This is a genomic window from Klebsiella sp. Q2, from assembly GCF_009900705.1.
GTDB lineage: Bacteria > Pseudomonadota > Gammaproteobacteria > Enterobacterales > Enterobacteriaceae > Klebsiella > Klebsiella quasipneumoniae.
Genome location: NZ_JAAABE010000001.1, coordinates 1,156,279 through 1,170,168 on the forward strand (window position 1 = coordinate 1,156,279; position 13,890 = coordinate 1,170,168).

At 59.8% G+C, this 13,890-nt stretch carries 13 protein-coding genes; 8 read left to right on the forward strand and 5 right to left on the reverse strand.

The annotated features are described in order from the left end of the window. Positions 1-4: 4 nt before the first annotated feature. The 3 genes from GT756_RS05690 to GT756_RS05700 are packed head-to-tail and all read right to left on the reverse strand — an operon-like array spanning position 5 to position 6,966. On the reverse strand, positions 5-3,097 hold the full coding sequence (locus GT756_RS05690) for an efflux RND transporter permease subunit (RefSeq protein ID WP_004202499.1): 3,093 nt from the start codon (positions 3,095-3,097) through the stop codon (positions 5-7). Between the two features lie 13 nt (positions 3,098-3,110). Then, positions 3,111-4,190 (reverse strand): efflux RND transporter periplasmic adaptor subunit, encoded by a 1,080-nt coding sequence (locus tag GT756_RS05695; protein ID WP_004202498.1) that lies wholly within the window; start codon positions 4,188-4,190, stop codon positions 3,111-3,113. Positions 4,191-4,242: 52 nt separating this feature from the next. After that, positions 4,243-6,966: a cation-transporting P-type ATPase gene (locus GT756_RS05700; protein WP_017899015.1), complete on the reverse strand. Its 2,724-nt coding sequence runs from the start codon at positions 6,964-6,966 to the stop codon at positions 4,243-4,245. 501 nt (positions 6,967-7,467) lie between these two features. Here GT756_RS05700 and GT756_RS05705 point away from each other — a divergent pair. Then, positions 7,468-7,716, forward strand: a complete 249-nt coding sequence (locus GT756_RS05705) for a DUF1158 domain-containing protein (RefSeq protein ID WP_002893037.1) — start codon at positions 7,468-7,470, stop codon at positions 7,714-7,716. 17 nt (positions 7,717-7,733) lie between these two features. Here GT756_RS05705 and GT756_RS05710 read toward each other — a convergent pair whose 3' ends face one another. Both GT756_RS05710 and GT756_RS05715 read right to left on the reverse strand, forming a co-directional pair. After that, a complete protein-coding gene (locus GT756_RS05710; RefSeq protein WP_004202492.1) occupies positions 7,734-8,075 on the reverse strand; it encodes a RamA family antibiotic efflux transcriptional regulator in 342 nt (113 codons plus the stop codon). Positions 8,076-8,105: 30 nt separating this feature from the next. Further along, positions 8,106-9,221, reverse strand: a complete 1,116-nt coding sequence (locus GT756_RS05715; protein ID WP_025999133.1) for an MBL fold metallo-hydrolase — start codon at positions 9,219-9,221, stop codon at positions 8,106-8,108. A gap of 179 nt (positions 9,222-9,400) precedes the next feature. On the opposite strand from GT756_RS05715, the gene GT756_RS05720 reads away from it, so the two are divergent. From GT756_RS05720 to GT756_RS05750, 7 genes are all read left to right on the forward strand, one after another. Then, on the forward strand, positions 9,401-9,982 hold the full coding sequence (locus GT756_RS05720; protein WP_017899014.1) for a TetR/AcrR family transcriptional regulator: 582 nt from the start codon (positions 9,401-9,403) through the stop codon (positions 9,980-9,982). Further along, positions 9,982-10,350 carry an MmcQ/YjbR family DNA-binding protein gene (locus tag GT756_RS05725; RefSeq protein ID WP_004202487.1) on the forward strand — a complete coding sequence of 123 codons (369 nt, stop codon included), beginning with the start codon at positions 9,982-9,984 and terminating at the stop codon, positions 10,348-10,350. Before GT756_RS05720 ends, GT756_RS05725 begins: the two co-directional genes overlap by 1 nt. A 119-nt stretch (positions 10,351-10,469) precedes the next feature. Further along, entirely contained in the window at positions 10,470-11,123 is a 654-nt protein-coding gene (gene nfsB, locus GT756_RS05730) for an oxygen-insensitive NAD(P)H nitroreductase (RefSeq protein WP_064188086.1), read from the forward strand. A gap of 247 nt (positions 11,124-11,370) precedes the next feature. Further along, positions 11,371-11,805 (forward strand): PTS sugar transporter subunit IIA, encoded by a 435-nt coding sequence (locus tag GT756_RS05735; protein WP_002893017.1) that lies wholly within the window; start codon positions 11,371-11,373, stop codon positions 11,803-11,805. Next, positions 11,798-12,268, forward strand: coding sequence for a PTS sugar transporter subunit IIB (locus GT756_RS05740; protein WP_004202482.1), 471 nt, complete (start codon positions 11,798-11,800; stop codon positions 12,266-12,268). Before GT756_RS05735 ends, GT756_RS05740 begins: the two co-directional genes overlap by 8 nt. Positions 12,269-12,282: 14 nt before the next feature. Continuing rightward, positions 12,283-13,026 carry a PTS mannose/fructose/sorbose/N-acetylgalactosamine transporter subunit IIC gene (locus GT756_RS05745; RefSeq protein WP_004183295.1) on the forward strand — a complete coding sequence of 248 codons (744 nt, stop codon included), beginning with the start codon at positions 12,283-12,285 and terminating at the stop codon, positions 13,024-13,026. A 2-nt stretch (positions 13,027-13,028) separates the two neighbouring features. Continuing rightward, positions 13,029-13,883, forward strand: a complete 855-nt coding sequence (locus tag GT756_RS05750) for a PTS system mannose/fructose/sorbose family transporter subunit IID (protein WP_004176976.1) — start codon at positions 13,029-13,031, stop codon at positions 13,881-13,883. The last annotated feature ends 7 nt before the right edge of the window (positions 13,884-13,890 follow it).

Sequence of the window (13,890 nt, forward strand, 5' to 3'; positions counted from 1 at the left end):
GCGCTTACCCCCGCCGATGTGCCCACTCGCGCATACGCTGAAACAGAACATACAGCGAAGGAATAAACAGGATGCCAACCATCGTCGCCACCAGCATTCCGCTGAACACCGTGGTGCCGATGATCCGCCGGCTCTGCGCCCCGGCGCCGGTGGCGAGCATCATCGGCATGATGCCGATAATAAACGACACCGCGGTCATCATCACCGCGCGGAAGCGGCGGGTGGCGCCCTCGCGCGCGGCGTCGACTATCGACAATCCCTCTTCGCGCCGGCTGCGGGCAAACTCAACGATCAGAATCGCATTCTTCGCCGCCAGGGCGATCAGCAGCACCAGTCCTATCTGGACATACACATCGTTGGCATAGCCCGCCGTCCACAGCCAGAGCAGCGCTCCGCCGATGGCGAACAGCACCGAAAGCATGACGCTCGCCGGCAGCGTCCAGCTCTCATACTGCGCCACCAGGAACAGCCACGCCATCGCCACCGCCGCCAGCACGATCCACACCGCCTGATTGCCGGTCTGCTGCTCCTGCCAGGAGATGCCGCTCCAGGCGTAGTCATACCCCGGCGGCAGATGGGCCTGCAGAATCTGCTCCATAGCCGCCATCGCCGTACGGCTGCTGACCCCCTCGGCCGCTGAACCGCTCACCGATACGGACGGGAACTGGTTGTACTGCTGAATAAACGGCGCCCCCACCGTCGGCGTAATGGTGACCAGATTGCTCAGCCGCACCCGCTCGCCGTCGCGGCTGCGGACGTACAGCTCGCTAATCTGCTCAGCCCGCTCGCGCCACTGCATCTCATTTTGCATCACCACATGATAGACACGGTTGTTAAGGCTGAAATCACCGGCGCGCGTGCCGCCGAACGCCGTCTGCAGGCTGCTGAAGATCTGCGCCACCGGCACATCCAGCAGCGCCGCCCGGTCGCGGTCGACCGTCAGGGTCAGCTGCGGCACGTTGCTGCTCCAGGTGGTAAACACCCGGCTCAGCTGCGGATGCTGGTTCGCCAGTTGAAGGATCTCCTGCGTCACCTGCTCCAGCTCCGCCGACGACTGACCGGCCTGCGCCAGGATGCGCAGATCAAATCCCGAGGCATTGCCCAGGCCCGGCAGGGTCGGCGGCGCGAAGGTCATGATCGTCGCCTCCGGCAGCGACAGCAGCTGGCGCTGGATATCCGCCATCACCGCATCCAGCGGCGGCCGCTGATGCCAGTCCTTGAGCATTACCGAGATAAACCCGCCGTTAGAGGCGCTGGTGCCGTTGAGAATGTTGAAGCCGGACACCTGAATCACATCCTCCACCGCCGGGTTAGCCGTCAGCAGCTTGCGCGCCTGGGCCATCACCGCTTCGGTGCGCTCCAGCGACGCCGCCTCCGGCAGCTGCACGCTGGCAAACAGGTAACCCTGATCTTCCTGCGGCAGGAAGCCTTTCGGCATTGAGCTAAAGCTGAACGCCACCAGCGCGCCCGCCGCGACCGTCGCCGCCAGCGCCAGCCAGGGGCGGCGGTTCATCCAGCCAACCAGCCGGCCATAGCCGTCGCGGGTGCCGTCGAGGAGACGGTTAAACGCCCGCCACACCGCCGCCGGCCGGGCGGGACGCGGGCGCAGCAGTAGCGCGCAGAGGGCTGGGGTTAGGGTTAACGCCACCAGGCTCGACAGGGCCACCGCGGTGGAGAGCGTCACGGCAAACTGCCGGTACAGCTCGCCGACGATCCCCGGGAGCAGCGCCACCGGCACAAACACCGCCAGCAGCACCAGGGTCGTAGCGATCACCGGCCCGGCGATCTGCCGCAGCGCCTGGGCGGTGGCCTGCAGGCGATCCAGCCCTTCCGCCATTTTGGTTTCCACATTCTCCACCACCACAATGGCGTCATCCACCACCATCGTCAGGGCGAGAATAATTGCGAACAGGCTGAGGGTGTTGGCGCTGTAGCCCAGCAGATAGAGTACCGCAAAGGTGCCGATCAGTGACACCGGGATTGCCAGCACTACGATCAGCGTCGCCCGCCAGCTCTGCAGGAACAGCGACACCACCACGACCACCGCCAGCAGGGTCAGCGCCAGCGAGACGCCGATCTCTTTGATCGTCGCCGCCACAAAGCGGGTGGTATCGAACTTCACCTCCCAGGTGAGATCCGCCGGAAAGCGGGTGTGCAGGCGGTTAAGCTCAGCGCGCACTGCGCTGGCGACCTGCAGGGCATTGGCGGTGGGCGTCGGGTAGATACCCAGATAGGCCGACGCTTTACCGTTGAGCTGCGCGCCGGAGCTGTAGCTGCGGGCGCCCAGCTCGATGGTCGCCACGTCGGTGAGGCGCACCAGCTGTCCCTGCGCGCCGCGACGGAGGATAATCTCGCCAAAGCTGGCCGCCTCGTTCAGACGCCCCAGCCCGTTGATGGTCAGCGTCTGCTGCTGACCGTTGAATACCGGCGGGGTGCCCACCTGCCCCGCCGCGCCCTGCACATTCTGCTCGCGCAGCGCCTGGGCAACGTCATCCGTGGTGATGTTGAGGGCGTTCATGCGGTCCGGACGCAGCCAGATGCGCATACTGTAATCCCGGGCGCCAAACATCTGCACCTCGCCGACGCCGGGCAGGCGCGCCAGCGCCTCGCGCACCTGGGTGCTGGCGTAGTTACTGACAAACAGCGGCGACAGCGTGCCCAGCGGCGAGTAGAGGCTCACCCCCATCAGCAGGTTGCTGGCGCGCTTGCGTACCTGGACCCCATTCTGCTGCACCTCCGCCGGGAGCTGAGCCAGCGCCTGCGACACCCGGTTTTGCACGTCGATCGCCGCCAGGTCGGCGTCGGTGCCCGCCGCGAAGGTAATACTCAGACGGTACGTTCCCTCATCCGAGCTGGTGGACTCCATATACAGCATATGATCGACGCCGTTGAGCTGGGTCTCCAGCGGGGCGGCGATAGCCTCCGCCACGTCTGACGCGCTGGCGCCTGGCCAGCTGGCGGTAACGTTCACCACCGGAGGCGTGATCGCCGGGTACTGCTCCACCGGGATCAGCTTCAGCGACACCGCGCCGACAAAGGTCAGCAGCAGCGCGATCACCATGGCAAATCGCGGACGACGGATAAAAAAGGTCAGCATCCCTTCTCCTTACTTAGTTCAGCACCTGTACCGCGGCGCCTTCGCGTAAACGCTGCGCGCCGTCGGTGATCACCTGCTCGCCCGCCTGCAGCCCTTTCTCAACCGCAAACTGCTGCCCCTGCTGCCCGGCGAGGGTCAGACGACGCTGCCCGGCGGTATGGTCCGGCTTCAGCACCCAGCTGAAAAAGCCCTGCGGATCCTGCTGCACGGCGGCGGCCGGGATCATCACCCGTGACTGCAGCTCCTGCGGACGGAACAGGATTGTTACGCTGCCGCCCGGCAGCAGACGGTGCTGCGGATTGGCGAACTCCGCCCGCACCGCCACGCTGCCGGTGCGGGCGTCAATCCGGTTATCGATGGAGGTCAACACCCCATCGCGCCGTTTGCCATCCACGTCAATCTGCGCCAGCCACGCCTGCTTCAGAGCGTGGATGTCGGCATGCTGGCCGGTTTTGCTGAAAAACGCGGCTTCGTCGAGGGCGAACGAGACCCGCACCGGATCCAGCTGCACAATGTCCACCAGCACGCCGCTGGATGGGTTAATCAGCGTCCCGACGTGAAAGGCGCTGTGGCCCACCCGTCCGGTCACCGGCGCCGCAATCCGGGTATAACTGAGCACAATCTGCTGGGCCTCGACGCGGGCTTTCGCCTGCTGCACGGCAGCGGCGGCGACGTCGCGCTGCATCCGGGCTGTGTCGACGTCGTTGCGGCTGATGGAGTGGTTGTTGATGAGTCGCTCGTAGCGAGTGAGCAGCTGTTGCGACTGGCGTAATGAGGCCTCTGCGCTTTTCAGCTCGGCCTGCGCCAGGGCCAGCGCCGCGCGGGGCTGTGCGTCGTCGAGGGTAAACAGCAGGTCGCCCTCGGTCACATACTGCCCGTCCTGGAAGTGGCGCTGAACAATCACCCCTTCGGTGCGCGCGCGAATGTCGACGGCGCGGATTGCCTCGACCCGTCCGGGGATGGCGCGTTCTTCAGCATGAGGAGCCAGTTCGGCCGTGGCGACGCGGACCGGCACCGCCGGCGCGGCGGTGGCCGTCAGGGCGCTGCTGGCCAGGGCGCTAGCCAGCAGCGCAAAGCGGAAGGTTTTAATCATAGGGGATCCTTGCGACAGTAACGCGCGCCTGCGGCGAGGCGCGCGAGATCGATCAGGCCGTTTTGCGGAACCGGCGCGTCAGACGCTTCTCGATTTCCACCACCAGGAACATGGCGATGCCGATGACCAGGGTGACAAACCAGTAGCGCAGCGGCAGCGCTTCCGTGCCAAACATGTTCTGCATCAGCGGGACATAGATAATCACCAGCTGCATCAGCAGCAGGACACCGGTCACCAGCCAGATGCCTTTGTTGCGCAGCAGGCCCATGCTCAGGGAGAAGCTGTCGCTGCTGCGGCAGTTGATCATGTAGACCCACTGCGCCGTCACCAGCATCTGCAGCAGCACGGTGCGGATAAACTCCGGACTGTGGCCGCGCGGCGCCAGCCAGGCCTCAAGGATAAAGGCGGCAATAGCAATCATAGACCCGACAAAAGCCACCCGCCACACGGCGAAACCATCCATCACGTGCTGGCCGGTTTTACGCGGCGGGCGGTTCATCACGTTGCGCTCCGCGGCCTCAAAGGCCAGGCCGAAGGAGAGCGTCGCCGACGTCGCCATGTTCATCCACAGGATCAGCACCGGGGTCAGCGGAATCATGTTCCCCGCCAGCAGGGCGATGATGATCAGCAGCCCCTGCGCCAGGTTGGTCGGCATGATGAAGAGGATGGTCTTCTTCAGGTTGTCATAGACCCGACGGCCCTCTTTTACCGAGCTGGCGATGGTGGCGAAGTTATCATCGGTCAACACCATGTCAGCCGCCTCTTTGGTGACTTCGGTCCCTTTGATACCCATCGCGATACCCACGTCGGCCTGGCGCAGCGCCGGCGCGTCGTTGACGCCGTCGCCGGTCATGCCGACCACTTCGCCGTTATCCTGCAGGGCTTTCACCAGGCGCAGCTTATGCTCCGGACTGGTGCGGGCAAAGATGTCGTACTCCACCGCCGCCTTCGCCAGCGCCGCATCGTCCATGTGCTCCAGCTGGTAGCCGGTCATGGCCTGGCTGCTGTTGGTGATCCCCAACATCTGGCCGATGCTCATCGCCGTCTGCGGGTGGTCGCCGGTGATCATCTTCACGCGGATGCCGGCGGTCTGGCAGGCGTGGATAGCGTCAATAGCTTCCGGACGCGGCGGATCCATCATTCCGGCGATGCCGAGGAAAATCAGTCCCTCCTGCAGATCCTCATGGTTCAACGTGGTGGCATCAAGGCTGGCCGGCTTACAGGCCGCCGCCACCATGCGCAGCCCCTGACGGGCGAAGCGCGCCATCTCCTCTTCCCAGTACTGCGCCTCGAACGGCACCGCGCCCTGGCGGCTCATCTGCTCACGGCACATGCCGAAGATGACGTCCGGCGCACCGGTGATTAACACCCGGGCATCGCCATCGATGTGCTGCAGTGTGGACATATATTTGTACTGCGAGTCAAAGGGGATCTTGGCCACCAGACGGGCCTCCACCGCCGGGAGCTGCGCTTTCGCCGCCAGCACCTTCAGCGCCCCTTCGGTTGGCCCGCCGGTGATCCCCCACAGGCCGCGCTCATCCTGGATAAGCTGGCTGTCGTTGCACAGGTCGATGGTGCGCAGCCAGGTCTCCAGCACGGTACCCGGCTGAACCTGCACGGGCTCATCGCTCCCCTCAAGGAAGATCCGCCCCTGCGGCTCATAGCTGTCGCCTTCCACCCGGTAGCAGCAGTCGGCGGTGATGATCGCCTTGACGGTCATTTCGTTCATCGTCAGGGTGCCGGTTTTATCCGAGCAAACCACGGTCATGGCGCCGAGGGTTTCCACGGTCGGCAGCTTACGGATAATCGCCCGCTTGCGCGCCATCGTCTGCACGCCGAGCGACAGAATAATTGAGATGATCGCCGGCAGTCCTTCCGGTACCGCGGCCACCGCCAGGCTAATCAGCGACAGCAGCAGCTCGCCCATCGGGATATCCCGCAGCGCGAGGCTGAAGATAAACAGCGCCACCATCATGGCGAGGATAATGACGAAAATCGCTTTGCCGAGCTTATCCATCTGCACCAGCAGCGGGGTGCGGTGCTTCTCAATGCCCGCCATCATCTGGTTAATGTGGCCGAGTTCGGTCTGCGCGCCGGTGGCGGTCACCACGCCGACGCCGCCGCCGGCGCTGACGGTGGTCCCGGAGAAGACCATGTTCACCCGGTCGCCCAGCGGCAGGTCGCCTTCCAGCGCGTCGGTGATTTTATCCACCACCGTCGACTCGCCGGTAAGGATCGCCTCTTCCACCCGCAGGTTGTGCGTTTCAATCAGCCGCATGTCCGCCGGCACGCGGTCGCCGGCGCGCAGGATAACGATATCCCCCGGAACCAGGTCGCGCGTCGGGATAGTCTCATGTTTGCCGTTACGCTGGACGCGGGCATCGCTGGAGAGCATGTTGCGGATCCCCTGCAGGGACTTTTCGGCGTTGCTCTCCTGGATATGGCCGATCAGGGCGTTAATCACCGTCACGCCGAGGATCACCAGGGTATCGACCCAGTGCCCCATGATGGCGGTCAGCGCCGCGGCGGCCAGCAGCACGTAAATCAGTACGTCGTTAAAGTGGGCAAGAAAGCGCAGCCAGGCCGGTTTCCCTTTCTTTTCCGGCAGCGCGTTCGGCCCACAGCTATTCAGGCGCTCGGCGGCGTCTGCGGAACTTAACCCAGCGGCCTGGCTTTTGGTCTGCGCCAGCACTGCGTCAACGGTCTGCTGCCAGACCTGCCGTGGCGCGGTGTCGCCCGAGGGCGTCGTAAACTTTGGGTTATTCATCTTGGTCAAATTACATTTTCCTTATAAATTCCGTGAGTCGGAAAGCCTGAAATCATTCCTGGCCAATGCAGTAAAAGGTGGCGAAAAAGCCGATAAAAATGTGAACCAATACAAGCCTAAATTTTTCGCAAAATAAAAAATATGTGGTAAGTTAATTCCACGAGCCAACTATTACAGAATATTAATAAACCAAAACTAAACGAGGTTAAATATGTTTGGAATCTACCGCGGACGCCGTCTGGCGCTGTACATCTTGCTGGCCATCATCGCTGCCACGCTGGTGGGATATAGCACTTATAGTTTTGTAAAAGCGCTGGCATAATAATGACAGTAATTTACAGGAGACTGATTTTAATTTAATTACAAATTATTTCAGATTAATTAACATGGGAATAAAAGGCAGGCCATAATATTAAACAGAAGCGCATTAAGGCGAGTAAAATACAAAGCATATTGCGTTAGGGATTATTTTGCCGGACAATATGTTTTTTAACTGATGATTAACATGACATGAAACATCCGCTGGAAACGCTCCTCTCCGCCGCCGGGATCCTGCTCCTGGCTCTGCTCTCCTGTCTGCTGTTGCCCGCGCCGTCGCTGGGCCTGACGCTGGCGCAAAAGCTGGTTGAGACATTCCATATGATGGATCTCAACCAGCTTTATACGGTGTTGTTTTGTTTGTGGTTCTTAGCACTGGGCGCCATTGAGTATCTGGTGCTGCGCTGGGTGTGGCGTCGCTGGTTTTCGCTCGAACGCTAAACCAGGAAGGGCGCGCCTCAGTGGGCGCGACTGTGGTTCTCTTTACGGTAGGCGCCCGGCGGCAGATTGAAGGTCCGGGTGAAGACGCGGGTAAAGGTCTGTTGCGAATCGAAGCCATACTTCAGGCAGATATCGTAGACCCGCTGATCGGTGTCACGCAGATCGCGGGCGGCCAGCAGCAGCTTCCTTTCGCGAATATAGCGCCCCAGGCTCTCCCCTTTATACTGTAAAAACAGCCGTTGCAGATGCCATTTCGAATACCCGGCATGGCGAGCGATATCATCAATACGCAGCGGTTGATGCAGGTTGTCATCAATCCACTCGACGATAGTATCAATCACCTGAGCGGAAATCGTCATATGCTCTCTCCTCTGATACTGCACTGGCGCTTAGCGCCACCAGGCGTTAAATGATTGCGTCTTATCGGCGACCCACACCGGCTCGCCCTGCACAGGCGTCAGCAGACGCCAGGCCCTTCCTTCGCTGGCAGCCGCCAGCCGTTGATACGGTTCATCCCAGCTGTGTTTCGCCAAAACGAATCGTCCTGCATGCCCAGGCAGCACCGCGCGAGCGCGCAGGTCGTCGGCGGCCTGAGCTGTTTCATCCGGCATCATGTGAATATATTTCCAGTCCTGGTCATACTGCCCGTTCTCCATGATCGCCAGATCGACCGGACCAAATTCATCGCCTATCGCTTTAAAGTGCGGCCCATAGCCGCTGTCGCCGCTGTAATAAATCTTTTGCTGCGGGGTAACGAACAGAAAACTGGCCCACAGCGTCTGATTGCGCTTCAGCCCACGACCGGAAAAGTGCCGCGCCGGCAGGACGTGGACGGTGAGCTCGTCGTTAACCGGAATCGCCTGCTGCCAGTCCGCTTCGGTAATCAGCGCCCCGTCCATCCCCCAGTAACGCAGGTGCGAGCCAACCCCCAGCGGCGTAATGACCCGCTTAATTTTCGGCAGCAGAGCGCGGATGGTGGCGTAATCCAGATGGTCGTAATGATCGTGGGAGATGATCAGCAGATCGATCTCCGGCATCCCTTCCGCCCGCCACGGATAGTCGCCGGGGAAAGCTTTATTAATAAAGGAGAACGGCGCCGCGTAATCGCTGAACACCGGGTCGATCAGGATGCGTTTTCCCGCCAGCTGCAGATACCAGGAGGAGTGGCCGAGCCAGACCATCACGTCCTGCCCGAGGGGCAGCGTCGCCAGATCGGTCTTTACCAGCGGCAGCGGCTGCGCGGGACGGGCGTTTTCCCGTTTAGTCATCAGGAAATCCCACCATGCCGCCAGCATATTTTTTTGCCCGGTGAACCCCGGCGTGGGCAGCTGGTTATGGAACTGGCCATCCCGGTAGTGGGGGGACGCTTCCACCTGGCTAAGCTGTGCCCCCTGCGGCGCCTTACCAAAACCGGCATTGAGGACAAACGGCAATGTCGTTGCTGCTGCGAGTAACATGATGGCGACCACGCTGAAAGTGACACGGTTCATATCCTGACCAGACAAAAGCCCCCATCCCGGAGGCTTTATGATATAACTTGATTATGAGTGAGTACGCACTCATTATTAGGAATGTGATGAAAGTCGTCAAGACGATTTTCAATTTTTGCGTTCCGCCGTTGCAGCAACCAGGTCAGACGTGCAAAGATCGGCGGTTTGTTTAAACCTGCGTGAGGAAAAAAGTAGTGGCTCGTCCAAAGAGTGAAGATAAAAAGCAAGCGTTACTGGAAGCTGCCACCGCGGCTTTCGCCCAGTCCGGCATCGCCGCCTCGACGTCGGCCATCGCCCGCAGCGCCGGTGTGGCCGAGGGGACGCTGTTTCGCTATTTCGCTACCAAGGATGAGTTGCTCAACGAACTGTACCTCGCCATTAAGCTGCGCCTGGTGCGCACCATGATCGCCGGGCTGGATCCGGACGAGAAGCGACCGAAAGAGAACGCGCGCAATATCTGGAACAGCTATATCGACTGGGGAGTGCGCAACCCGATGGAGCACAAGGCGATCCGCCGTATGGCGCTCAGCGAGCGCATCACTGACGAAACCCGCCGCCAGGTGAAAGAGAGCTTTCCGGAGCTCAACGAAATGTGCCAGCTGTCGGTGAAAGAGATATTCCTCAGCGAGGCGTATCGCGCCTTTGGCGACGCCCTGTTTTTGTCGCTGGCGGAAACCACCATCGAATTCGCCAGCCACGATCCGCAGCGCGCCCGGGAGATTATCGCCCTCGGTTTTGAAGCCATGTGGAACGCCCTGCATGAGGCGGACGCCTAATGACGCCGGAAACACTGCATCCCTGCGCTCACCGTATCGCCCTGACCTACCCGTTTACCGAACATTGCTGGCCCTTTGGGCCGGAGTACGATGTGTTTAAGGTCGACGGCCGCATCTTTATGATCACCATGACCATTCGCGGGCGGGCGCTGGTCAACCTGAAGGCCGAGCCGCAGAAGTCGCTGCTCAATCAGGAAATTTATCGCAGTATCGAACCCGGCTACCATATGAACAAGAAACACTGGATCACGGTGGTGCCGGGCGACGACATCAGCGAGGATCTGCTGGCCGAGCTGATTGACGATTCGTGGCACCAGGTGGTGAACAAGCTGAGCAAAAAGGCGCAGCAGCGCCTGCGTCCGCGCTGATTTTCAGCCAAACGCGATAAGTGTTATCGCATTTTTCACCCTTATCATTTTGCGATCTTCGCTGTACTCTTCCTCTCCTGAACGCACCGGTAAGGTGCTGTAAACTGTGAGGAAGAGTTATGGATATCGTATCGGTCGCTTTGAAGCGCTATTCCACCAAGGCCTTTGACGCCACGAAAAAGCTGACTGCCGGGGAAGCGGAACAGCTGAAAACGCTGCTGCAGTACAGCCCGTCAAGCACCAACTCCCAGCCGTGGCACTTTATCGTTGCCAGCACCGATGAAGGCAAAGCCCGCGTGGCGAAAGCCGCCAGCGGTACCTACGTGTTCAACGAACGTAAAATTCTTGACGCCTCGCACGTGGTGGTGTTCTGCGCGAAAACCGCGATGGACGACGCCTGGCTGCAGCGCGTCGTGGATCAGGAAGAGGCCGATGGCCGTTTCGCCACTCCTGACGCAAAAGCCGCTAACCACAAGGGTCGCACCTTCTTTGCCGATATGCACCGCAAAGAGCTGAAAGATGACGATCAGTGGATGGCGAAGCAGGTGTATCTCAACGTTGGCAATTTCCTGCTGGGCGTAGCGGCGATGGGCCTCGACGCCGTGCCGATCGAAGGGGTTGATTTTGCGATCCTCGATGAGGAGTTTGACCTGAAAGCCAAGGGCTACACCAGCCTGGTGGTGGTCCCGGTTGGCCACCATAGCGTGGAGGATTTCAACGCTGCCCTGCCGAAGTCGCGTCTGCCGCAGTCGACGACCATTACCGAGATTTAATTCCCTTCTGCCGGGAACGCCCGGGCCATGGCGCAGCAGCGTCTCGCCCGGGACTTTCTTCCCCCACTCTTTCCCCTCTTTTTCTGCCGTTTGTGCCAGGTTTCTGGCGCTAATGAGCCCGCTTGTGCCAGGAATAACGCCTTTAGTGTGAACCAGCTGGTTTAATTAATTGATAAATAATATTTTTTATTTCTGGCACGCCCTTTGCTCTTAACAGATACCGCTATCTGGATGAAGGAGAAACCGGGTGAAACATATCTATGTGGCCAGCCACGGCCATTTTGCTCGCGGACTGGTGAACAGTTTGTCGCTGCTGATTGGCGATGAACACGGCGTTATCCCGGTCTGCGCCTATGACGAAGATATCGTGACCACCGAACAGCTGGAGCAAACCCTGGAGCATCTCATCGTCCAGGCGAATGGTGATGAAGTGGTGATCTTCACCGACCTGCTTGGCGGCAGTATTAACAATAGCGCCGTGAGCGTCTTGATGCGACATCGCAACGTTTTCGTGGTCGCCGGCATCAATCTGACTCTGCTGCTGGAGTTTCTGCTGTGCGAAGAAGCCACTACCGAGGCCGCGATTATCTACGCCACCAGCGCGGCGCGTGAATCCATTGTTTTCATCAATCCTCTAATAACACAACCATCCTCTGACCCACAGGGAGAATCTCATGATTAAACTCGTGCGCATTGATTATCGGCTGCTGCACGGCCAGGTGGTTTTTGCCTGGACCCGAGCGCTGGATATCGACCATATCATCGTCGCCAACGCCAAAGCCGCGGCGGATGCCTTCATTACGATGTCGCTTAACCTGGCAAAGCCAGCGGGCGTCACGCTGGACATCGCCACCGTTGAACAGGCGGCGGAAAAGCTTAACAGCGGCAAGTTGGATCATAAAAAAGTCATGGTGGTCCTTGGCAATACTGCGGAAACCCTCGCGCTAGTGGAAAAAATCCCGGAAATTAGCGCAATTAATTACGGTGGTCTGCCACAGAAGGAAGGGGCAAGACAATTCGGCAAGGCCATCTATCTGACCGACGAGGAAATCGCCCATAGCAGAGCGCTAAAAGAAAAAGGCATTCGGCTGGAGATGCGTCAGGTACCCGCCCACTCGGCTGAACTCCTTAACGACCAACTTTAACTTCGGAGGTCACTATGTTGCTCACCGCAACGTTACTCGGCCTGATCGCCGCTCTGGGGATACTTGATGGCCGCCTGCTTGGGGTATCAATGATCGATCGACCGCTGGTGATGTGCGCCCTCACCGGTCTGGTCTGCGGTAATTTGCATGAGGGGATTCTGATTGGCGCTACGCTGGAGCTTATTTTCCTCGGCAACGTCGCCATCGGCGCCGCGCACCCGCCAGATATCGTGACCGGCTCCGTATTGGCCACCGCGTTTTCGATCATGTCCGGCCGCGGTCCGGAGGCTGCGCTCACCATCGCCATCCCTGTCTCAATGCTGGCGCAGACGCTGGGCATCCTGGTGCGCGTGGTGAACGCCCGCTTTGGTCATCTGGCGGATCGCTATGCGGCACAGGGTAATACCCGAATGGTCGGCCTGATGCACCTCGCCGGTCCGACGCTACTCTATTTTTTAAACGGATTTCTACCGGTTTTTTTTGCCATTCTGCTTGGTTCTTCGGCGGTAAGCTGGTTCCTGGAGGCCATTCCACCGGTGATAACCAACGGATTGATCGTCGCCAGTAAGATCCTGCCAGCGCTCGGCTTCGCCCTGCTGATCAGCATGATGCTCAGCAGCAAACTGATGCCGTATCTCGGTCTGGGATTTCTGATAGCGGCATATACCAAACTGGATATCATCGCCATTGCGCTGTTCGCTGTGGTGTTGGCATTTATCATCAGCCAGTTCCTTAATCTTAAGCAGCAGGAGAGCTAATCATGAGCGAAATGACGCAAACTGTGACTGGCGCTACCCAGCCGCAAAGCGATGACGCAAGCCGCATCACCGCCCGCGATTTACGCAGCGTGTTCTGGCGCTCCTTTACGCTACAGGGCTCGTGGAACTACGAGCGCCAGCAGCATATGGGCTACGCCTTCGCCATGTCGCCAGCCCTGAAGCGTATCTATCAGGACCCAACGGAGCTGGGGCGCGCCCTGCAGCGTCATCTGGTGCTGTTTAACACCACGCCCCATCTCTCGACCTTTATCTTCGGCCTGTCGATTGCCATGGAAGAAGAGAACCAGCGTAACCCCGAATTTAATGAGGAGTCGATAAACGCAATTAAAACCAGCCTGATGGGACCGCTGGCGGGCATCGGCGACTCCATTTTCTGGGGATCATTAAAGGTTATCGCCGCCGGGATGGGTATCTATTTCGCCCAGCAGGGCAGCCTGCTGGGACCGATACTGGCGCTGTTAGTTTATAACCTGCCGCATCTTTTGTGCCGCTGGTATGGCCTGAAGCTCGGCTACCGGGCGGGTACGACCTGGCTGATGAGAATTTACCAAAGCGGCCTTATGGACCGGGTGACCTATATCGCATCAATTGTTGGCCTCATGGTCGTCGGCGCGATGACCGCCAGCATGATAGATATCACCACCCCGCTCAGCTTTACCGCCGGGCAGACCACCATGAAGGCGCAGGAGTTTATTGACAAAATTCTTCCTTCGCTGCTGCCGCTGCTTTTCACCCTCGGGATGTACAAGTTGATCCGTAAGGGAGTCAATATTAACTGGATCCTGCTAGGAACCGTCGCGTTTGGCATGGCGGCCAGCGCGCTAGGCCTGCTTTAAGAAGAGG

Excerpts from the sequence above, each read along its gene's own strand:
- GT756_RS05690 (WP_004202499.1), bottom strand. The coding sequence starts at position 3,097 with ATGCTGACCTTTTTTATCCGTCGTCCGCGATTTGCCATGGTGATCGCG.
- GT756_RS05695 (WP_004202498.1), bottom strand. The coding sequence starts at position 4,190 with ATGATTAAAACCTTCCGCTTTGCGCTGCTGGCTAGCGCCCTGGCCAGC.
- GT756_RS05705 (WP_002893037.1), top strand. The coding sequence starts at position 7,468 with ATGAAACATCCGCTGGAAACGCTCCTCTCCGCCGCCGGGATCCTGCTC.
- GT756_RS05710 (WP_004202492.1), bottom strand. The coding sequence starts at position 8,075 with ATGACGATTTCCGCTCAGGTGATTGATACTATCGTCGAGTGGATTGAT.
- GT756_RS05725 (WP_004202487.1), top strand. The coding sequence starts at position 9,982 with ATGACGCCGGAAACACTGCATCCCTGCGCTCACCGTATCGCCCTGACC.
- nfsB (WP_064188086.1), top strand. The coding sequence starts at position 10,470 with ATGGATATCGTATCGGTCGCTTTGAAGCGCTATTCCACCAAGGCCTTT.
- GT756_RS05740 (WP_004202482.1), top strand. The coding sequence starts at position 11,798 with ATGATTAAACTCGTGCGCATTGATTATCGGCTGCTGCACGGCCAGGTG.
- GT756_RS05745 (WP_004183295.1), top strand. The coding sequence starts at position 12,283 with ATGTTGCTCACCGCAACGTTACTCGGCCTGATCGCCGCTCTGGGGATA.
- GT756_RS05750 (WP_004176976.1), top strand. The coding sequence starts at position 13,029 with ATGAGCGAAATGACGCAAACTGTGACTGGCGCTACCCAGCCGCAAAGC.